The sequence below is a fragment of the Chromobacterium rhizoryzae genome (assembly GCF_020544465.1).
Taxonomy (GTDB): Bacteria; Pseudomonadota; Gammaproteobacteria; order Burkholderiales; family Chromobacteriaceae; genus Chromobacterium.
Window position 1 is genome coordinate 4241270 of sequence record NZ_CP066126.1, and the last position, 20011, is coordinate 4261280.

The window sequence follows — 20011 nt, forward strand, 5'->3', positions numbered from 1 at the left end:
TCCTACACGGAGGCTTTTTTCATGGCGTCGGCGAGCGCTTTGGCCGCGCCGTCCGTTTGCATAAGAAAAAACCAACAACTACAAAAAAGGTATGACTTTTTTCCATCCCGGTTGATCGACATGGTCCTGCTCCCGCCTCTGACGCCAAGAAACCGCCTGTTGCTGGGCCTGGCCATCAATGGCGGCGTCCTCTGCTGGCTGTTCTGGGGGCATCCGCTGCTTTGGGCCGGACTGGCGCTCAGCTGCGCCGCGCTGGCGCTGGTCCTGTTCTGGCCGGCGCCGGCCGCCGCCGCGGAGCCGGCCCCGACTCCGGACGAATACTGGCAGGGCTTCGCCAGCCACGTCTGCGCCTTGCTGCCCTTGTGGGCCGGCCACATCTCCTTGGGCAAGGAGCAGATGGACGACGCCGCCAACCGACTGACCTTGCGCTTCGACGGCATACTGCGCCAAGTGGGCGGCGCGGTGCCCAAGCCGGGCGAACACACCGACCAGGCGGCGCTGGCCCAGGCGGAGAGCCGGCTCAAGCACATGCTGCAGCTATTGCAGAACGCCACCCGGCAACAGACCGATCTCGCCATCCACCTGCACACCCTGGGCCAATCGGCCAACACCCTGCAGAACTTGGTGCGCAGCCTGGTCAGCGGCCACCAGCTGGACGGCGAGCAAAGCATGGAGCAATTGGGCAGCGACACGCTGGAACAGCTGTCCCGGCTGCAGAACCAGATCGACAAGGCCATGGACAGCCTGGCGCAGATGGCGCACGAGCCGCTGCGGCCGCACGCGCCGCTGAACGCCGCCGACGCCTCCGCGCCGGCGGAAGAAGCCGCGCCGGACGACGAGGCCGTCCAATCCCAATCCTTGCAGCAAGCGCTGGAAGACATTCTGGTGCAGCTGCAATTCCAGGACAGGGTCGACCAAATCCTCAGCGGGGTGCAGAACGATATGCGCCGGCTGGAGAGCGTCTTCAGCCAGGCGCTGGTGGACACCGAGCGTCGGCCGACGCCGCCGGACACCGCCGCCTGGCTGGACGCCTTGAAAAACAGCTATACCACCCATGAGCAGCGCGTCCTGCACAGCAGCGACCAAGCGGAATCGGGCAATAAGCAAAACAACATCACTTTCTTTTGATCCGGGGAATGTTCCAGATGGCCAAGACCATACTCATCGTCGATGACTCGGCCAGCCTGCGGCAGGTGGTTCGCATGACGCTCGCCGGCGCGGGCTATGAGGTGCTGGAGGCCGCCAACGGCCAGGAAGCCCTTGACGTGCTGGACGGACGCAAAGTCCATTTGATCGTCTCCGATGTGAACATGCCGTTGATGGACGGCATCGCGCTGCTGCGCAATATCAAGGTCCATCCCAATTACAAATTCACTCCGGTCATCATGCTGACCACGGAATCCTCCGAGGAAAAGAAGCAGGAAGGCAAGGCCGCCGGGGCCAAGGCCTGGGTGGTCAAACCCTTCCAGCCGCCGGTGCTGTTGACCGCCGTTTCCAAATTGATCCTACCCTGATCGGGAGCCCGACATGCCGCGCGCCCGCAAAAAACCAGACGCCAAAGACAGCGCGCCCGCCGCGCCGGCCGCCGCCGTTTTCCAACTGACGCTCAGCGGAGAACAAACCATTTACCAGGCGGCGGAACTGCATCAGCAGCTCCACGCCGCCCTCGCCGGCCACGCCGCCATCGAACTGGACCTGTCCTGCGTCGGAGAGCTGGACTGCGCCATCGCCCAGGTCTTGCTGTGGCTGCGCCGGGAAAGCCTGCGCAAGGACGTCGCGTTGCGCTTCATCGCCCCCAGCCCGGCCTCGCTGGACTTCATCCGCCTGGTGGGCCTGCAAGGCCAGCTCTCTTTGGAGGAGGTCGCGCATGGATCTTGAACTGGCGCTGCAAACCTTCTTCGAAGAATCCAACGATCTGCTGGGGGAGATGGAAAGCATTCTGCTCGACGCGGAAGCCGACTCCACCACCACGGAACAGTTGAACGCCCTGTTCCGCTCCATGCACACCATCAAGGGCTCGGCCGGGCTGTTCGGCCTGGACGTCGTCGTCGGCTTCACCCATGAAGTGGAAAACGTGCTGGACCTGCTGCGCGACGGCGCACTGCGGCTGGACGATATGCTGACCGGCCTGCTGCTGCGCTGCCACGACCACGTCAAGGAAATGCTGACCGCGCTGGCGGCCAAGGACAACCTGGAGCGTTTCGCCGGCACCGAGCTGCTGGACGAGCTGGTCGCCTACAGCCGCGCCGCCGGCGGCGCGGCCGCCCAGGAGGCGCCGGCCGGGATGGAGCAAACGGAAGCGCCGTCCGAGCCGCAGCCCGAGCCCGCCGCGCCGCTGCCGGAGCAATGGCTGCTGTCGCTGCGCTTCGGTCCGGACATGCTGCGCAACGGCATGGACCCGTCGTCCTTTATCCGCTATCTCGCCACCATAGGCGAGATCGACCGGATCGAGGCCGTCGCCACCCAGCTGCCAAGCGGCGACGACTTTAATCCGGAAACCAATTATCTGCGCCTGGAGGCGCTGTACCGCAGCCAGGAGGCGCAGCAGACGCTGCTGGACGTTTTCGAGTTCGCGCGCGAAGACAGCGAGGTCCATATCTGGCCGTGGCCGCCCAGCTCGCGGCAGCAGGCTCAGACCCTGGCCAGCGCGCCGCGGGAGGAGGCCGACGCGGTCCAGGCGGTATGGCTGCGCTTTGGCCTGGAGCCCGCAGCCGATGCCGCCGAGCCGGAAGCGGCGTTCGCCGAAGCAGAGGCGACGGCGCCGTCGGTGGAAATCGTGGAGTTCGCGCCGGACGAACCGCTTGCCGCCGACGCCGTGTCCGATGCCCCCGCCGACGCCGCGCCGGAAGCGCCCGCCGCGCGCGCCGCCGCCAAAACCGCCGGCGACGCCAAAAGCGGCAAATCGGCCGAAAGCAAATTCATCAAAGTGGAGGCCGGCAAACTGGACAGCCTGATCAATCTGATAGGCGAACTGGTGATCGCCGGCGCCGCCGCCAATCTGGTGGCGCGCCGCTCGCAGCAAAGCGCGCTGGTGGAGTCCACCCAGACCATCGCCAATCTGATCGAACAGATCCGCGCCGGCACGCTGTCCATGCGCATGATACAGATAGGCGAAATCTTCAACCGCTTCCCGCGCGTGGCGCGCGACGTCTCGCGCGAACTGGGCAAGGACATCCAGCTGCACATCTCCGGCGCGGAGACCGAGCTGGACAAATCCATGGTGGAAAAACTGGGCGATCCGCTGATGCACATCGTGCGCAACGCCATCGACCACGGCATAGAAACCACCGAGCGCCGGCTGGCCGGCGGCAAGCCGGCCGAAGGCCATGTCTGGCTCAACGCCTACCATGAATCCGGCAGCATCGTGATCGAAGTGGCCGACGACGGCGGCGGCCTCAACCAAGAGCGCATCCTGGCCAAGGCGGTGGAGCGCGGCCTGCTGCCCGCCGACATGGCGCTGCCGGAGCAGGACGTGTTCCGCCTGATCTTCGAGGCCGGCTTCTCCACCGCGGACCAGGTCACCAACATCTCCGGCCGCGGCGTGGGCATGGACGTGGTGAGGAAAAGCATAGAGCAGCTGCGCGGCACCATAGACATCGAATCCGAACTGGGCTTAGGCACCACCTTCCGCATCCGGCTGCCGCTGACCCTGGCCATCATCGACGGCTTCCTGGTGGAAGTCGCCGCCGCCACCTTCGTGGTGCCGCTGGAAGCGGTGATCGAATGCATAGAGCTGCCCGCCGCGCTGGACAAGGACAGCGTTCACGACTGCCTGAATCTGCGCGGCGAACTGCTGCCCTTGCTGCGCCTGGACGGCTTTCTGGAACTGCCCGCCGTCGCGGCCAAACGCCGCAACGTGGTGGTGGTGCACTACGGCGAACGCAAGGCCGGCCTGGTGGTGGACGCGCTGCTGGGCGAATTCCAGACCGTGATCAAGCCGCTGGGCAATCTGTTCCGCCACCTCAAGGCCATCAGCGGCTCCACCATTCTGGGCACCGGCGAAGTCGCCTTGATTCTCGACGTGCCCGCCCTGATCCACCATGCCACCCAAAAAGAGGCGGAGCGGTACGCGCTGCTTCCCGCCCGGGAATGGGAAGCTGGCACCACAAACACCGCGGCGAAAACGGATAGGAGCGCCCAATGAGCCAATACAAACACGGCATGTCCATCGCGCAGAAGCTCGGCCTGGGCTTCGGCCTGATCATCGCGCTGATGCTGATCTGCGTCAGCGCGGCGCTGTACGGGCTGGAGATCAGCAATATCGCCCTGCGCGACATCACCCAGGTCAACAATGTGGAAAGCCGGCTGGCGCGCCAATTGATCAGCGACAACCAGGACATCCGCATCGCCTACCGCAATGTGATGCTGGCCGAGGGGCCCGCCGACATCAACAGCGCGCTGCAAGCCTATCAGGCGAGCAAAGTCGCCTATATGGACAGGGAAAAGAAACTGGCCGAAGTCTTCCGGCAGGCCGACAACAACACCCCCCAGGAGCTGGAACAGATGAGCCGCATTCAGAACATGCGGCCGGCCACGCTCACGATGGTGGACAAGGCGGTGGACCTGGCCAATCAAGGGCGTCAGGACGAAGCCAAGAAACTGATGCAGAACGAGATCGCGCCGCAGATGGTCGCCTTCAACCAGCAACTGACCGCGCTGGCGGACCTGGAGGACAAACTCAACGACCAGTTGGCCAATCAGGCCAACGCCAGCTATCAACAGGCGCACTGGGTGATGATCGCGCTGTCCTTGCTGGCCGCCCTGATCAGCGCCGGCCTGGCCACCCTGATCACCCGCAATCTGCTGCGCACCCTGGGCGGAGAGCCGCACTATGTGTCCGAGGTGATGCGCCAGGTGGCCGACGGCAATCTGGACGCGGAAATCCGGCTGCGTCCGGGCGACCAAAGCAGCTTGTGCGCCGCCATCGCCGTCACCATTGAACGGATGCGCAACATCATCGCCGAGGTCAAGAGTGGCTCCGAGGCGCTGTCCAGCGCCGCGCAACAGATCAACTCCACCTCGCAGGCGTTGTCCCAGGCCGCCAGCGAGCAGGCGGCCGGCATCGAGGAAACTTCGGCCTCGGTGGAGGAAATGTCCTCCTCCATCAGCCAGACCAACGACAACGCCCGCGTCACCGAGAGCATCGCCACCAAGGCCTCGCGCGAGGCGGCCGAAGGCGGCGAGGCGGTGCGCCGCACCGTGGAGGCGATGCGCCAGATCGCCGACAAGATCGGCATCGTCGACGACATCGCCTACCAGACCAATCTGCTGGCGCTCAACGCCGCCATCGAAGCCGCGCGCGCCGGCGAACACGGCAAGGGCTTCGCCGTGGTGGCGGCCGAGGTGCGCAAGCTGGCCGAGCGCAGCCAGATCGCCGCCCAGGAAATCAGCGGCGTGGCCGGCAGCAGCGTCAAGCTGGCCGAGCAGGCCGGCCAGTTCCTGGAGGAAATCGTCCGCTCCAGCAGCCGCACCGCCGACCTGGTGCAGGAGATCGCCGCCGCCTCCAATGAACAGGCCAGCGGCGTCAGCCAGATCAACTCCGCCATCCAGCAACTGAGCCTGACCACGCAGCAAAACGCGTCCGCCAGCGAAGAGCTGGCTTCCACCGCCGAGGAAATGAACGATCAGGCCGAGCACCTGCACGAGTTGATGGGCTACTTCAAGCTGGGCGCCGCCGAGTCCTTCCACCCGGCGCCGCGCGCGCGGCGCGAGCCCCTGTTGCCGCACAAGCCGCTGCACCCGCCGCTGGCGGAAGAGTCCGACTTCATCCGTTTCTAACCGGACAGCGCCATGAAACCGCTCCATCTGCAGCGCAAGCACGACAACGCCGCCTCCGCCGAACCGCAGGCCGACGCCCGCCAATACCTGACTTTCCAGCTGGGCGGCGACGTCTTCGCCATCGGCATCCTGGCGATACGCGAAATCCTGGAATACCTGAAACCCACCCACGTGCCGCTGATGCCGGCCTTCATCCGCGGCGTGATGAATTTGCGCGGCTCGGTGGTGCCGGTGATAGACCTGTCGCTGCGCTTCGCCCGCGGCGAAACCGAAATCAATCGCCGCACCTGCGTCGTCATCATCGAAGTGGAGGGCGAAGAACAATTGCAGCTGATCGGCATTCTGGTGGACGCGGTGCATGAGGTGCTGGCCATCCCCGACGCCGATATCGAACCGCCGCCTCAGTTCGGCAGCAAGATACGCGTCGACTTCATCGCCGGCATGGCCAAGCTGGACGGCCATTTCATCGTGCTGCTCAACGTCAACAAAGTGCTGTCGGTCGATGAAATGGCCTTGATCTCCAGCCTGGGCCAACAGGACGCCGCCGCGGAAACCCAGACGGAAAAGGCCTGAGCGGCGATGCCGGCCCACTTCGTCCCCGCGCCCGGCCGAAGCGCCCTGTCCGTCTCCCGGCAACTGAAACTGGGCTTCGGCGCGCTGCTGATCCTGCTGCTGGCCCTGATCGCCGCCGGGCTCTACGGCCTTGAGCAATTCCATACCCAGTTGGAAGAAATCACCCAAGTCTATGGCCGCCACGCCCGGCTCAGCGACCGCATGCACGTCCAGATCCAGGAAATGCGCATCGACTACCGCTCGCTGATCATCGTCTCCAGCCGCCGCGACATCCAGGCCTGGCGGGAGCGCTATCTGGCCGCCCGCGGCCGCTATCTGGAGTTGGAGCGGAAACTGGCCGACGCCATCGAACGGCAGCAGGCGCCGGGCAAGGACGCGCTGCAACGCTCGATGCGGCAGCTGCAAGCCCAGCGCGGCCTGGCCTTCCCCATGCTGGACCAGGGCGTGCGCCAGGCCGCCGCCAATCAGAAGTACGAAGCCCGCAAAGCGCTGGACCAGGCCGCGCCGGCGCTGCTCGCCCCGCTGCGGCAAGTCCGCGAACAAGCGCACGCCTTGCGCCAGCAAGCCGCCCTGCAAGCGGAGCGCCGCGGCCGCGAACTGAAAACGCTGCTGATGGCGCTGGCCGGCGGCAGCGCGCTGGCCGGCCTGGCGCTGGCCTGGGCCATCCACCGCAATCTGTGGCGCATTCTGGGCGCCGAGCCCGACGCGCTGGCCGAGCGCATGCGCGAGATGGCCGCCGGCCGGCTCTCCCGCGGCGACAGGCCGCCCTCCGGAACGCGCCGCAGCGTGCACGCCACCCTGAGCTACTGCAGCCGCCACCTGAGCGACATCATCCTGGACGTGCGCCGCAGCGCCGACCAACTGGCCGACAGCGCCCAGGAAATCCGGGCCACCGCCGAGGCGCTGGCGCAAAACAGCTGGGCCGCCGCGCTCAGCGTCGGCGCCACCGCCCACTCCTGCGCCCAAATGCACGAAGTCAGCCAAAGCAATCTGGCGCAGGCGGAACTGACCAACGCCGCCGCGCACGACGCCGCGCGCCAGGTGGCGGACGGCAAGCAAGCGGTGCAGACCGCGGAAAGCGCGCTGGAGCAGATCGCCAGGCGCATAGAAATCGTCGAGGACATCGCCTACCAGACCAATTTGCTGGCCCTCAACGCCGCCATCGAAGCCGCCACCGCCGGCCCGCACGGCCGCGGCTTCGCCGTGGTGGCCGACGACGTGCGCAAACTGGCGGAACGCAGCCAGAACGCCGCCCGGGAAATCGGCGAACTGGCCCGGCGCAGCCGCCATGAAGCGCGTCTGGCCGCGCGCGCGCTGTCCGGCATTCTGGAGCGCAGCGCGGCCACCGCGGAGTTGGTGGGCGGCATCAGCACCGCCAGCCGGGAAGAAGCACGCGGCATCGCCCAGGTAAACAGCTCGATGGAACACCTGGGCGACGTGTCCCAGCGCAACACCGCCAACAGCGAAGCCCTGGCCGCCACCGCCGCCGAAGTGCACAAACAGGCTGCGCGCCTGCAACAGCAAATCGCCTATTTCCTGGTCCGGGAATCGGGCGCGGCGGCGGAGGACGCGCCGAATCCGCCCTGAAACGGCGCGGCAACTGTTCTACATTGAAACGAATGAACCGGTCGCTTGGCCGACTTTCGGCGCAAAGGCCCTGGCAATGACAAAACAAGAAGTCGATATATTCCTGCATCCCGGCGATTGGTACTTCGGCGACAAGCACCACAAGATCCGCACGCTGCTCGGCTCCTGCGTCTCGATCACGCTGTGGCACCCCAAGGCCAAGATCGGCGGCATGTGCCACTACCTGCTGGCGCGGCGCACCGACCGCAGACCGACGGCGCTGTCCGGCCGCTACGGCGACGAAGCCATGCTGCTGATGCTGCACGAGGTGCTGGCCTCCGGCCTGCCCTTGCAGGAATTCCACGCCAAGCTGGTGGGCGGCGCCGCGGTGCTGGCCGGCGTCGAGCGCGATCAGCCGCACGACGTGCCCTCGCGCAATATCGACATGGCCTACCAGTTGGTCAAGCAGCTCGGACTATCGGTGCAGGCGGAGGATTTGGGCGGCAACAGCCCGCGGTTGGTGATGTTCGATCTGGCCACGGGCGATGTGTGGGTAAAACAGACGCAGGACGCGGACATGAGCAGGATTTCCGCACACCATAAGGCAAGGACTCGGGCATGACTATCAAAGTGCTGATCGTGGACGACTCTGCAGTGGTTCGCCAGGTGCTGAGCCAGGTTTTCAGCCAGGCAACCGGCATGACGGTGATGGATGTGGCCACCGACCCCATCGCCGCGATGGAAAAAATGAAGCAGCAGTGGCCGGACGTCATCGTGCTGGACATCGAGATGCCGCGCATGGACGGCATCACCTTCCTCAAGCAGCTGATGGCCAGCCGGCCCACGCCGGTGGTGATCTGCTCCTCGCTGACGCAGAAAGGCACCGACATCAGCATGCAGGCGATGGCCGCCGGCGCGGTGGAGGTGATCGCCAAGCCCATGGCCGGGGTCAAGGGCTTCCTGGAGGAAAGCGCCAATCAGCTGGTGCACGCGGTGCGCAGCGCCGCCGCCGCCCGGATGAACCGGGTGCGGGTGATGCCTTCGGCCGGCGGCTCCGCGCCCGGCGGCGCCGCGCCGGCGTCCAATCCGCTGGAGACCCGGCCCAAGCTGTCCGCCGACGCCATCCTGTCCGCGCCCACCGGCGGCAATATGTTCGCCACCACCGAACGCATCATCGCCGTGGGCACCTCCACTGGCGGCACCCAGGCGCTGGAAACCGTGCTCACCGCGCTGCCGCGCACCTGCCCCGGCCTCGCCATCGTCCAGCACATGCCGGAAAAATTCACCCGCTCCTTCGCCGAGCGGCTGGACAGCCTGTCCCAGATCGAAGTCAAGGAAGCGAGCAACGGCGACCGCATCCTGCCGGGCCGCGCGCTGATCGCCCCCGGCGGCAAGCACATGATGATCAAGCGCAGCGGCGCTTTTTATCTGGTGGAGGTGGTGGACGGCCCGCTGGTCAGCCGCCACAAGCCCTCGGTGGACGTGCTGTTCCGCTCCGCCGCCAAGTTCGCCGGCAAGAACGCGCTGGGCATCATCATGACCGGCATGGGCGACGACGGCGCCAAGGGCTTGAAGGAAATGCACGACTGCGGTGCCAAGACCATCGCCCAGGACGAGGAAAGCTGCGTGGTCTTCGGCATGCCCAAGGAGGCGATCCGCCTGGGCGCGGCCGACGAAGTGATGCCGCTGGACACCATCGCCAAGGCGATTTGCCGTTGAACGAGGAAACACCATGCAACTGGATATCCAGGACGTCCTGATCATCGACGACAGCACCTTGCAGCGTCAGCACGGCTGCGAGATCTGCCAAGGCCTGGGCGCGCAGCAGATCCGCCAGGCCGCCAACGGCGAGGAAGGCCTGGAGCGGATGCGCGAGCAGCTTCCCAGCCTGATCCTGCTGGATTTGGAAATGCCCAAGCTGGACGGCGTGCAAGTGATGCAGCACATGGCCAGAGAAGGCCTGGGCGCGCCGCTGGTGGTCACCTCCAGCAAGGATTACCTGCTGATCTCCACCGTGGAGCTGATGGGGCGGGAACTGGGCCTGCCGGTGCTCGGCGGCCTAAAGAAGCCGCTGCGCCAGCCCGAGCTGCTGGACCTGCTCAAACGGGTGTGGACGCCCAAGGGCGGCGACGACCATCACGCCGAACTGTTCAGCGAGGTGGAAGTGCGCGAAGCGCTGGACAAGGGCGAGATCATTCCCTACTACCAGCCCAAGGTCACCCTCAACGGCGGCCTGCTCAAGGGCGCGGAAATGCTGGCGCGCTGGCAACATCCGGAACTCGGCATCGTCTCCCCCGCCCGTTTCATCCCGGTGGTGGAGGCCAGCGGCTGGGCCACCGAACTGACGCTGAGCATGCTGGACCAGGGCCTGAAGCAATGGCAGGAATGGGCGCGCCGCGGCCTGCGGCTGCCGCTGTCGGTCAATCTGTCGGCGCTGTCGCTAAAGGGTGACGACCTGACCCAGCAAATCGAACAGCGGCTGCTCAGCACCCATGTGCCGCCGCGCTTCATCATTTTCGAAGTGACGGAAACCGCCATCGCCGACAATCTGGCCGAAGCCATCGGCATCGCCGCCCGGCTGCGCCTGGGCGGCCTGGGCCTGTCCATCGACGACTTCGGCACCGGCTTCGCCACCTTGCAGCAACTGACCCGTTTCCCGTTCACCGAACTGAAAATCGACCAGTCGCTGGTCACCTCGGTGTCCACCAAGCCTCATCTGGAGGCGGTGCTCAACAGCGTGATCGAACTGGCCCAGCGCATGCAGCTGACCACGGTGGCCGAAGGCATAGAAACCACCACCGATCTGGACTTCATGGGCAACCGCGGCTGCTTGATGGGCCAGGGTTATTTCATCGCCAAGCCCATGGACGCGCCCCACTTCGAAAGCTGGGTCAAGGAAAGAATGCAGCAAAGCAAGGAAGCCAGCACCGGCTGAACCGCACGCTCAGGCAGACCACAGCGGCGGCTCGTCCAGCAGCGCAATCTGTTCGCGCAGCGTCAGTATCTGCTCCTCCCAGTAACGCTGGCTGTTGAACCAGGGGAAGGCGGCCGGGAAGGCCGGATCGTGCCAGCGCCGCGCCAGCCAGGCGCTGTAATGGATCAAGCGCAAGGTGCGCAGCGCCTCCAGCAGATGCAGCTCGCGCAGATCGAACTCGCAGAAATCCTCATAGCCGGCCAGCACCTCGGCCAGTTGCGCCGACTGCTCCTCGCGGCTGCCGGACAACAGCATCCACAAATCCTGCACCGCCGGCCCCATGCGGCTGTCGTCGAAGTCGACGAAATGCGGGCCGTCGTCGGTCCACAGCATATTCCCGACATGGCAATCGCCGTGCAGCCGCAGCGCGCTCACCGCGCCGGCGCGCTGGTAAGCGCGGTCGACGCCGGCCAGCGCCTGCTCCAGCACGCCGCGGAAGACTTCGCGCAGTTCCGGCGGCAAGTCCGCGTGCCGCAATAAATAGTCCGCCGGCTCGCGGCCGAAGCTGTCCGCGTCCAAAGCCGGCCGCCGCGCGTAATCCTCCACCCGGCCCAAGGCGTGGATGCGGCCCAGAAAGCGGCCTATCCATTCCAGCGTGCGCGCGTCGCCCAACTCCGGCACCCGGCCGCCGCGACGCGGAAACAAAGCAAAACGGAAACCGCCGTGATGATGCAAGGTGGCGCCCTTGAAGGCCAGCGGCGGCACCACCGGAATCTCGCGCTCCGCCAATTGCAGCGAAAACGCGTGTTCCTCCAGAATCTGCTCATCGCTCCAGCGCTCCGGCCGGTAAAACTTGGCCACCAGCGGCGCGGCGTCGTCGATGCCGATCTGGTAAACCCGGTTCTCATAGCTATTCAGCGCCAGCAGGCTGCCGGAGCTGTAAAGGCCAAGGCTGTCCACGGCGTCGAGAATGGCGTCCGGCGTCAGGCCGGCGAAGGGAGGCGTTTGATGTGTCTGCATCCAGGCATTATACGCAGCCGGCAGCGCTCGAGCGTAAGCGGGTAAAATGAAGGAATCTGACATTGCGCCGGAAGCTTCCATGGACCTGAAGAACCTGTACACCCGCCTGCCCTCCGTTGACCGCCTGCTGGGCCACGAGCGCCTGGCCCGCCTGCTGGGCCGCCACGGCAACGCCGCGCTGGCCGAGGCCGTGCGCCAGACGCTGGAGCAGGCGCGCCGGACCATACGCGAACAACAGGCGCTGCCCGCCTGGGCCGACAGCGACGACAGCCTGGCCGCCGCCGTCGGCGACCGGGTCGCCGAACGGCAACGCATGCGGATGCGGCCGGTGTTCAATCTGTCCGGCACCGTATTGCACACCAATCTGGGCCGCGCGCCGATGGCCGAGGCCGCGGTGGAAGCCGTCGCCGCGGCGATGCGCGAAGCCGCCACGCTGGAATTCGATCTGCAAGGTGCCGGCCGCGGCCACCGCGACCAGGCGGTCAGCGAGCTGCTGCGCGAACTCACCGGCGCCGAAGCCGCCTGCGTGGTCAACAACAACGCGGCCGCGGTGCTCATCATGCTGTCCACCGTCGCCGCCGGCCGCGAGGTGATCCTGTCCCGCGGCGAGATGGTGGAGATCGGCGGCGCCTTCCGCATGCCGGACGTGATGCGTCAGGCCGGCTGCCGGCTGGTGGAAGTGGGCGCCACCAACCGCACCCATCTGAAGGACTATCGCAACGCCGTCACCGCGGAAACCGGCCTCCTGCTCAAGGTCCACACCAGCAATTACGCGATTCAGGGCTTCGCCAGCAGCGTGGCGGAGGCGGAACTGGCGGAACTGGCGCGCGAACGCGGCCTGCCGGTGGCCACCGACCTGGGCTCCGGCGCGCTGATCGACCTGGCCGCCTACGGCCTGCCGCACGAGCCTATGCCGCAACAGATGATCGCCGCTGGCGTTGACCTGGTCAGCTTCTCCGGCGACAAGCTGCTGGGCGGCCCGCAGGCCGGCCTGATCATCGGCAAGCGCGAATGGATAGACAAGATTCAACAGCACCCGCTCAAACGCGCGCTGCGCTGCGACAAGATGACGCTGGCGGCGCTGGAAGCCACGCTGCGCCTCTATCTGGAACCGGACCGGCTGGCCGACACGCTGCCGACGCTGCGCCGGCTGAGCCGCCCGCAAGCGGCGATGCGCGCCAGCGCCGAGCGCTTGCTCGCCCCGCTGAGCGCGGCGCTGGGAACGGACTACCTGGTGGAAGGCGCCGCCTGCCTGTCCCAGATCGGCAGCGGCTCGCTGCCGGTGGACCGGCTGCCCAGCTGGGCGCTGGCGGTTTCGCCGGCCGACGGCCGGGGCGGCACGCTGGAACGGCTGGCCGAAGCGCTGCGCGCGCTGCCGCAGCCGGTGATCGGCCGGCTGGCCGACGGCAGGCTGTGGCTGGACCTGCGCTGTCTGGAGGACGAAGCCGGCTTCATCGCCAATCTGGCCTCATTGGCGCGTCCATAGCCAGATCAAGACGCCGGCGGCCGCGGCCCAGCACGCCGCCGCGCCCAGCAAGGCCGCGCCCAGCCGCCAGCGGTCTATCAGCCAATACAGGGCCAGCAAATAGATGAAATAAGGCAGCAGCGAAGCCATGCCGAACAGCAAGGTGGTTTTCAGCTCGGCCGCGCCGCGCTCGCTGCCGACAATATAGTGCGCGATCAACGCGAAAGTGGGGAACAGCGGCACCAGGCCGGCGATATAGTAATTCCTGGACCTGGCCAACACGCTGATCAACAGCACCGCCAGCGCGCCCAAGGCGCTTTTCAGCAATAAAGCCATTCCCCTCCCCGTTCCCGGAAAACCCCAATTGTGTCACAAGGCGTCCCCGCCGCGGCTGAGGTTCATTCTTGTTCTCATTCTCATTAATAAAAACAATCAATTTTTTAAAATTAATAGCCTTTGTGCGATAATCAGGGCATCCCACCCACTGCCGGACTGCACTGCCATGGCCCACACTCATCACGCCATCGACGGCGACAGCGTAGAGAAACGCCGCGCCGGCCGCGTCAGCACGCTGGTCAGCGTCGCGGTCAACCTGATCCTCTCCACCACCCAGATCGTGGTGGGCGCGCTGGCGCACTCCTCCGCCTTGATCGCCGACGGCCTGCACTCGCTGTCCGACCTGATCGCCGATTTCGTGGTCTTGCTGGCCGGCAAACACAGCCATAAAGCGCCGGACAACGATCACCACTACGGCCATCACCGTTACGAGAACGCCGCCTCGCTGATCCTGGGCCTGCTCTTGCTGGGCGTCGGCCTGGGCATGCTGTACAGCGCCGCCGCGAAATTCCACGACCCCGCCTCCATTCCCACCGTCCACGCCGTCGCCCTGTGGGTGGCGCTGCTGGCCTTGGCGGTCAAGGAGGCGCTGTTCCGCTACATGCTGGCGGTGGCTAAGCGCGTGCGCTCCAGCATGCTGGTGGCCAATGCCTGGCACGCGCGCTCCGACGCGGCCTCCTCGCTGGTGGTGGCGCTGGGCATCATCGGCAACCTGATGGGCTATCCGCTGCTGGACCCGGTGGCCGCCCTGCTGGTGGGCCTGCTGGTCGCCCGCATGGGCTGGCGCTTCGGCTGGGACGCGATGCACGACCTGATGGACCGCGCCGCCGACGACGACGCCGTCGCCGCCATCCGCCAGACCCTGCTGAGCACCCCGGGCATTCACGGCGTGCACGATCTGCGCACCCGCAAGATGGGCGACCTGATCCAGGTGGACGTGCACCTGGAAGTGGACGGCGCCATTAGCGTGGAACAGGCCCACGCCATCTCGGAAGCCGCGCGCCACCGCGTGCTGGAGCGGCACCCGGTGCTGGACGTGCTCGCCCACATCGACCCCGCCGGCCATTATCTGCCGGACCCCTCGCCCGTCCGCTGAGCCCAGCCCATGGCCAAGTCCGCCATTTCTGGCGATACTTGGCCTTTTACCCCTGCCGCTTCGCCCGCCATGATTATCGCCACCGCCGGACACGTAGACCACGGCAAGACCGCCCTGCTTCACGCCCTGACCGGCACCGACGCCGATCGCCTGCCGGAAGAAAAAAAGCGCGGCATGACCATAGACCTGGGCTATGCCTATCTGCCGACGCCCGAGGGCGGCGCGATCGGCTTCATCGACGTGCCCGGCCATGAGCGTTTCCTGAGCAATATGCTGGCCGGCGTCGGCGGCGTGCGCCACGCGCTGCTGGTGATCGCCGCCGACGACGGCGTGATGCCGCAAACCCGAGAACACCTGGCCATCCTGCAATTGCTGCAACTGGACAGCCTGACCGTGGCCATCAGCAAAAGCGACCTGGCCGGCCCGGAAGCGCTGGAAGGCGTCATGGACGAGGCGCGGCGGGCGCTGGCCGAACACGGCCTGCGCGCGGCTGCGCTGCTGCCGGTTTCCGCGCGCAGCGGCGCCGGCGTCGACGTCTTGCGGCGGCATCTGCTGCAACTGCGCGACCAAGCCGCCGGAACCGAACGTCGCTTCCGCCTGGCGATAGACCGCGCCTTCACCATAGGCGGCGCCGGCCTGGTGGTGACCGGCACCGCCTGGGGCGGCCGCGTGAACGTGGGCGACGCCCTATGGCTGAGCGGCAAGGACGTCGCCGTCCGCGTGCGCGGCCTGCACGTGCAAAACCAGCCGGCGCGGCAAGGCCAGGCCGGCCAGCGCATTGCGCTCAACCTGGTCGGCGACATCGACAAACGACAGATTCAACGCGGCGACTGGCTGCTGGAGCAAGCGGCGCCGGCGCCGGCCGTCCGCGTCAGCGTGCGCTTGCGCCTGGCCCCGGCCGCTCACGCCACTTTGCGCCACTGGCAGGCCGTCCATCTCCATCACGCCGCCAGCCACTGCACCGGCCGGGTGGCCCTGCTGGAACGTCCGCAACTCCATCCCGGCGACGAGGGACTGGCTGAACTGAGCCTGGACCGGCCGCTGCACCTGGCCGACGGCGACAAGCTGATCCTGCGCGACGCCGGCGCGCAGCACACCCTGGCCTGCGCCACGGTGCTGGAACGGCAGCCGCCTACGCGCGGCAAGCGCCAAGACGAACGGCTGGCCCATCTGCGCGCCCTGGCCGCGGCCGGAAGCGACAACGTCCAGAACCTGCGGCTGCGCCTGAGCCGACAGGCGCTTTCCCTGCCCGATCTCGCCTGGGACCGGCAATTGAGCGAAGCCGGGCTGGCGGAGCTGCTGCGCGCCGCCCCGCTGCTCACCGCCGGCCAGCACGCTTACGCGCCGGAACACTGGGCGGAGTTGCAAGGACAGCTGCTGGAACGGCTGGCGGCGCTGCATCTCCAGCAGCCGGACCAACTGGGCGCCAGCCGCGGCCGCGCGCGCCGGCTGGCGCTGCCGCAGGAAAGCGAGGCCGCGGTCAATTTGATGATCGATCAATTGCTGGCGGAGGGAAGGCTGGCCAATACCCGCGGCTGGCTGCATCTGCCCGGCCACGTGCTGGCTTTCGACGCGGAAGAGACCGCGCTGTGGCGGCGTTTGGAGCCGGCTTTCACCGATCAGGGACAGCCGCATTGGGTGCGGGATTTGGCCGCGGCGGCCGGCGTGGAGGAGGACACGGCGCGCGCTGTGCTGCGCAAAGCCGCGAGGCAGGGCCATGTCCACGCCGTGGTTCGGGACCGCTATTTCTCCAGCGCGGCGATCCGCGGCATGGCGGCCATCGTGCACAGCCTGAATCAGGACGCCGGCTACGCCGACGCCGCCAACTTCCGCGACCAACTGGGCTGCGGCCGCAAGCTGGCGATTCAAATCCTGGAGTATTTCGACCGCTGCGGCTTCACCCGCCGCCTGGGGGACAGGCATTTGCTGCGCGAGGCGCGGCTGTTCGACTAACCTGCGTGTCCAGGGCCGGACGGCGATTCCAGCGCCCGGCCCAACACCGCGCGCAACCGGCTGATATCGAAAGGTTTCTCCAGCCGCGCGGCGAACCAGGCGGCGCGCGGATCGGCGTATTCCTCCGGGTAAGCGGTCATCGCGATGATTTTCACGCCGCGGTGGCGCACGCTGCGCTTCAGCGCCTCCGCCACCGAATAACCGCTCTCATTGCCCAGCTGCATGTCCAGCAAGACCACGTTGAAGCTGGCTTGTTGCAGCTTCTGACAGGCTTCCGCCACCGAGCTGGCGGTGGACACCGCGTAGCCGTTCATTTGCAGGCAATCGGAAAACGGCTCTCGGATATTCTTGTCGTCGTCCACCACCAGCACCGAACGTTCCGGCCCCGGCGGCTGATCCGGCACCACGATGGGCAAGCGGACGATGAACTCGGAGCCCACGCCCACCACGCTCTTCAGCTCCAGCTCCCCGCCCAGCAAGGACACCAGTTCCTTGACCACCGCCAGGCCCAGCCCGCTGCTGCCCACCCGGCGCGCGTGCCCCTGGAAAAACGGCTGGAAGATGCGCGATTGAAACTCCTCCGGCACGCCGATGCCGGTGTCTATCACGCGGATATCCAGGATATTGCGACCGTCGGCGCTGTCCACGCCGGCCTCCACCGTGACCGTGCCGTGATCGGTGTAGCGGATGGCGTTGGTCAGCAGATTGCCGACGATCTGCCGCAAGCGGTCGCCGTCCAGTTTCACCGTCTCAGGCAATTCGCCCAGCCGCACATGCAGGCCCAAGCCCTTGCCGTCCAACTGCGCGCGATGCACGTCGATCACCTCGTTCAAGGTCGCCGCCACGTCCACATCGCCGATATGCAGCCGGAACTGCATATTCTTGATCGCGGAGATGTCCATGATGTCGCGCACCTGGGTCATCAGATGCGCCATGCAGGTTTTCAAGCGCCCCACCGCCTTGGCGGCCTTGCCGGCCGGATCGATGTCCGGCTCGATCAACTCCACGCACACCTGCATGGTCTGCAGCGGCGAGCGGATCTCGTGGCTCAGCGTGGCGAGGAAGGTGGTGCGGTCCAGCTCCGCGTTCACCGTGGCCTTGTGCGCCGCCCGCTCCTGCTCCAGCAGCTGCTGGCGCGCGGCGGCGTCGCGACGCGCGCCCTGATAGCGGTACAGCAGCACGAAAATCACCATGCAGATGCCGCCCAGCGCAAACCACAGCGAGGCGACCAATTGCTGGTTGTGCCGCAAGTCCTTGTTGCGCGCGTCGCGCGAAGACACCTCGGCCACGCGCGCCTGGACCGCGAACTCCGCCAGCGACGGCCGGATGCTGTCGATGCGGTCTATGTTCTGCTGCGCGCTCCGGACGCTGGGATGCAGGATGTTTTCGTCCTCGAAGAAATCCTGCAGCAGGCTGGCTGTGCCTTTGAAACCATCGACGCGGCTCAGCATCTCCTGCATCTTGGACGGCGTGACGAAATCCAGGAAACGGCTGTTGGCCACCGCCAGCCGGAATTGCACCTGCGACTCGGGAACTTCCCCCGCCTTCAAACGCAATAAGTCGGCGCGCGCTTTCTCCAGCTCAAGCTGCATCTGCGCCACCGACCAGTACAAATCCTCGCTGCGCCCCTCAAAGCTGCGCGCCGGCACATAACGCTCGATCGCCATGTAAACGCCGATGCCCAACAGCAAAAAGCCGAGCAAGGCCAGCGCCGGGATGCCCTTCCAGCCGGACAGCATCGACTTGTTCATCGCTCGTCCCGAGCCCTCCTGGCCGGCCGGCATCAGAACACCACCAGGCGGTTGATCTGCCACACCAGCTTGGCGTCCATCACCGGCCCTTTCTTGTCCTCCGGCATTTGATCCAGCGGATACATCAGCCATAAGGGACCGCGGTTGGTGATGTCCAAAGGCTTGTTGTTGACCGAGCGCGCCAACACCACGTCGAAGTCGTAGAACTCGCGGCGGTCTATCCAGTACACGTAATCGTTCAGGGCCCGCAGCTTGACCTTCTGGCCGCTGGCGCCCACCTTGGCCAGAATGTCCCGCATCAGCGGCCCGCTGAACACCGATTGCGGCGTCCAGGTGGTCCGGGTCACCACCGAATGCTGACGCAAGCTCTGCAAGTCCTGCTCACGGAACTCGTACACATTCTTTTCTTTATTGGTGAACTGGCTGATCTTGCCCGACACCGTCAACACCACAGGCCCCGGCGCGGCATGAAGCGCGGCCACGCAACACGCCAGCGCCACTCCGCTCAAGACCGCCTTCCCGCTCTTCCCCATGCCAAGCTCCCAACCCTGCTCATCCCGCGTCCTTGGCCCGGCGGCTTCACGCGCCGGACTCATGACATTTGAACTTTGATTTCACAAGCAAAATAATTGAATCTAATTAGAACAAAAATGCCATTAAAATATTTACGGCCAATATATCAAGCCGTCCAACAAAACGCCATCCGCCCGCATCCAGACCAGTCCCATGGGACAGTAGCCGCGACCCGCCGCCAGGGCGGCGCGCCGCGCGCAATGAAAAAGCGGCCCCTTGGGCCGCTTTTTCTTGGCTCCGCCGGCGTCGCCGGCCATGCTTTACTTGCCGCGACGCAGCCCCGGACGGCCGGCGACATGGCAAAGCTGGATAAACAGGGACAGAACGTGCTTCATGCTGATTTCCTTTATTCTCGGTAGACGGAATGCCCCGACGCTCTTGCGGCGCGTTCGGCGGGGCTCTCCATTCTAACGGCATGAGGCGAGGCCAAGACATTCATTTTATTTATCAGGCATAAAATTAACTTATCGCCGGTTCACCCTCTCGCCAGCAAGACAAGGCAGGCCGGCAGAGGCGGAGGAAGCGGATCGCACTAGCCGCTCATCCTCGTTTCAAAGCGGTGCTCAAGGCCCTTTCCCCGTCTCCTTGCCGCGCGACCGATCGTGAACGGATTCCGATCCCGATTCCGATTCCGCGATATAATGCGCGCTGGCGTCGCCCGGACGCCATCGGGCCAAGAGCCCGCTCGCTCGCAGGAAGAGACGCGTCCCCGGTGGGGCGGCTGGTCTTCAAAATCAGATGGGGCCGCCAGCGGTCCCGGGCAGGTTCGACTCCTGTTCTCTTCCGCCATTCGCTTCGGCGGCGCCCAGCCCCAGGCACAGCGAGCAATGGCATTGGATCGCATGCTGCTTCACCAGCGCGCGCAGACGCTCCAGTCGCTGCGCCTCCGCCACCATCACCGACACCGGCGCGGGTTTGGCTTCGGTTTTTCTCGACGCCGGCCAAGCCGTCGTCGTCGCTCCCGCCGCCGCGCCAACGCCCAACAT

Annotated in this window: 17 protein-coding genes and 1 tRNA gene; 14 read left to right on the forward strand and 4 right to left on the reverse strand. The window is 66.2% G+C overall.

The genetic code is table 11. The annotated features are described in order from the left end of the window. Positions 1-120 precede the first annotated feature (120 nt). From JC616_RS19245 to JC616_RS19290, 10 genes are all read left to right on the forward strand, one after another. Positions 121-1128, forward strand: coding sequence for a hypothetical protein (locus JC616_RS19245; RefSeq protein WP_146176705.1), 1008 nt, complete (start codon positions 121-123; stop codon positions 1126-1128). Between the two features lie 17 nt (positions 1129-1145). Next, entirely contained in the window at positions 1146-1514 is a 369-nt protein-coding gene (locus JC616_RS19250) for a response regulator (protein ID WP_048409685.1), read from the forward strand. A gap of 13 nt (positions 1515-1527) precedes the next feature. Then, positions 1528-1878 carry an STAS domain-containing protein gene (locus tag JC616_RS19255; protein WP_107800491.1) on the forward strand — a complete coding sequence of 117 codons (351 nt, stop codon included), beginning with the start codon at positions 1528-1530 and terminating at the stop codon, positions 1876-1878. Then, complete coding sequence (locus JC616_RS19260; protein WP_227104864.1) at positions 1868-4144, forward strand: chemotaxis protein CheA; 2277 nt, start codon at positions 1868-1870, stop codon at positions 4142-4144. Before JC616_RS19255 ends, JC616_RS19260 begins: the two co-directional genes overlap by 11 nt. Then, entirely contained in the window at positions 4141-5778 is a 1638-nt protein-coding gene (locus JC616_RS19265) for a methyl-accepting chemotaxis protein (protein WP_107800493.1), read from the forward strand. Before JC616_RS19260 ends, JC616_RS19265 begins: the two co-directional genes overlap by 4 nt. 12 nt (positions 5779-5790) lie before the next feature. Continuing rightward, positions 5791-6351, forward strand: coding sequence for a chemotaxis protein CheW (locus JC616_RS19270; RefSeq protein WP_107800494.1), 561 nt, complete (start codon positions 5791-5793; stop codon positions 6349-6351). 6 nt (positions 6352-6357) lie between these two features. Continuing rightward, positions 6358-7938: a methyl-accepting chemotaxis protein gene (locus JC616_RS19275; RefSeq protein WP_227104866.1), complete on the forward strand. Its 1581-nt coding sequence runs from the start codon at positions 6358-6360 to the stop codon at positions 7936-7938. A 76-nt stretch (positions 7939-8014) separates the two neighbouring features. Next, complete coding sequence (locus JC616_RS19280; protein ID WP_107800496.1) at positions 8015-8539, forward strand: chemotaxis protein CheD; 525 nt, start codon at positions 8015-8017, stop codon at positions 8537-8539. Continuing rightward, positions 8536-9636, forward strand: coding sequence for a protein-glutamate methylesterase/protein-glutamine glutaminase (locus JC616_RS19285; RefSeq protein WP_107800497.1), 1101 nt, complete (start codon positions 8536-8538; stop codon positions 9634-9636). Before JC616_RS19280 ends, JC616_RS19285 begins: the two co-directional genes overlap by 4 nt. Positions 9637-9649: 13 nt before the next feature. Further along, positions 9650-10852, forward strand: coding sequence for an EAL domain-containing response regulator (locus JC616_RS19290; protein WP_227104868.1), 1203 nt, complete (start codon positions 9650-9652; stop codon positions 10850-10852). A 9-nt stretch (positions 10853-10861) separates the two neighbouring features. On the opposite strand, the gene JC616_RS19295 is transcribed toward JC616_RS19290, so the two are convergent. Beyond that, complete coding sequence (locus JC616_RS19295; protein ID WP_107800498.1) at positions 10862-11851, reverse strand: serine/threonine protein kinase; 990 nt, start codon at positions 11849-11851, stop codon at positions 10862-10864. A gap of 79 nt (positions 11852-11930) precedes the next feature. Between JC616_RS19295 and selA the strand changes: the two genes are divergently transcribed. Next, positions 11931-13337, forward strand: coding sequence for an L-seryl-tRNA(Sec) selenium transferase (selA, locus tag JC616_RS19300; RefSeq protein ID WP_107800499.1), 1407 nt, complete (start codon positions 11931-11933; stop codon positions 13335-13337). On the opposite strand, the gene JC616_RS19305 is transcribed toward selA, so the two are convergent. Continuing rightward, the gene (locus tag JC616_RS19305; RefSeq protein ID WP_107800500.1) at positions 13320-13652 is read right to left on the reverse strand and encodes a GlpM family protein; all 333 of its coding nucleotides are present in this window, start codon (positions 13650-13652) and stop codon (positions 13320-13322) included. The genes selA and JC616_RS19305 overlap by 18 nt on opposite strands. A 166-nt stretch (positions 13653-13818) precedes the next feature. Between JC616_RS19305 and JC616_RS19310 the strand changes: the two genes are divergently transcribed. Further along, complete coding sequence (locus JC616_RS19310; RefSeq protein WP_107800501.1) at positions 13819-14748, forward strand: cation diffusion facilitator family transporter; 930 nt, start codon at positions 13819-13821, stop codon at positions 14746-14748. Between the two features lie 69 nt (positions 14749-14817). Continuing rightward, positions 14818-16701: a selenocysteine-specific translation elongation factor gene (gene selB / locus JC616_RS19315; protein WP_227104870.1), complete on the forward strand. Its 1884-nt coding sequence runs from the start codon at positions 14818-14820 to the stop codon at positions 16699-16701. Here the strand turns inward: selB and JC616_RS19320 are convergent. Together JC616_RS19320 and JC616_RS19325 are read right to left on the reverse strand one after the other, a co-directional pair. Continuing rightward, on the reverse strand, positions 16698-18452 hold the full coding sequence (locus JC616_RS19320) for an ATP-binding response regulator (protein ID WP_158274333.1): 1755 nt from the start codon (positions 18450-18452) through the stop codon (positions 16698-16700). The genes selB and JC616_RS19320 overlap by 4 nt on opposite strands. Before the next feature lie 32 nt (positions 18453-18484). Then, complete coding sequence (locus JC616_RS19325) at positions 18485-18985, reverse strand: oxidoreductase (RefSeq protein ID WP_107800504.1); 501 nt, start codon at positions 18983-18985, stop codon at positions 18485-18487. Positions 18986-19719: 734 nt separating this feature from the next. Here JC616_RS19325 and JC616_RS19330 point away from each other — a divergent pair. Continuing rightward, positions 19720-19814: transfer RNA gene (locus tag JC616_RS19330), tRNA-Sec, on the forward strand. Positions 19815-20011 lie beyond the last annotated feature (197 nt).

Bases quoted from the DNA above. Each gene is read 5' to 3' on its own strand.
- JC616_RS19245 (WP_146176705.1), top strand. From the start codon at position 121: ATGGTCCTGCTCCCGCCTCTGACGCCAAGAAACCGCCTGTTGCTGGGC.
- JC616_RS19250 (WP_048409685.1), top strand. From the start codon at position 1,146: ATGGCCAAGACCATACTCATCGTCGATGACTCGGCCAGCCTGCGGCAG.
- JC616_RS19255 (WP_107800491.1), top strand. From the start codon at position 1,528: ATGCCGCGCGCCCGCAAAAAACCAGACGCCAAAGACAGCGCGCCCGCC.
- JC616_RS19260 (WP_227104864.1), top strand. From the start codon at position 1,868: ATGGATCTTGAACTGGCGCTGCAAACCTTCTTCGAAGAATCCAACGAT.
- JC616_RS19265 (WP_107800493.1), top strand. From the start codon at position 4,141: ATGAGCCAATACAAACACGGCATGTCCATCGCGCAGAAGCTCGGCCTG.
- JC616_RS19270 (WP_107800494.1), top strand. From the start codon at position 5,791: ATGAAACCGCTCCATCTGCAGCGCAAGCACGACAACGCCGCCTCCGCC.
- JC616_RS19275 (WP_227104866.1), top strand. From the start codon at position 6,358: ATGCCGGCCCACTTCGTCCCCGCGCCCGGCCGAAGCGCCCTGTCCGTC.
- JC616_RS19280 (WP_107800496.1), top strand. From the start codon at position 8,015: ATGACAAAACAAGAAGTCGATATATTCCTGCATCCCGGCGATTGGTAC.
- JC616_RS19285 (WP_107800497.1), top strand. From the start codon at position 8,536: ATGACTATCAAAGTGCTGATCGTGGACGACTCTGCAGTGGTTCGCCAG.
- JC616_RS19290 (WP_227104868.1), top strand. From the start codon at position 9,650: ATGCAACTGGATATCCAGGACGTCCTGATCATCGACGACAGCACCTTG.
- JC616_RS19295 (WP_107800498.1), bottom strand. From the start codon at position 11,851: ATGCAGACACATCAAACGCCTCCCTTCGCCGGCCTGACGCCGGACGCC.
- selA (WP_107800499.1), top strand. From the start codon at position 11,931: ATGGACCTGAAGAACCTGTACACCCGCCTGCCCTCCGTTGACCGCCTG.
- JC616_RS19305 (WP_107800500.1), bottom strand. From the start codon at position 13,652: ATGGCTTTATTGCTGAAAAGCGCCTTGGGCGCGCTGGCGGTGCTGTTG.
- JC616_RS19310 (WP_107800501.1), top strand. From the start codon at position 13,819: ATGGCCCACACTCATCACGCCATCGACGGCGACAGCGTAGAGAAACGC.
- selB (WP_227104870.1), top strand. From the start codon at position 14,818: ATGATTATCGCCACCGCCGGACACGTAGACCACGGCAAGACCGCCCTG.
- JC616_RS19320 (WP_158274333.1), bottom strand. From the start codon at position 18,452: ATGAACAAGTCGATGCTGTCCGGCTGGAAGGGCATCCCGGCGCTGGCC.
- JC616_RS19325 (WP_107800504.1), bottom strand. From the start codon at position 18,985: ATGGGGAAGAGCGGGAAGGCGGTCTTGAGCGGAGTGGCGCTGGCGTGT.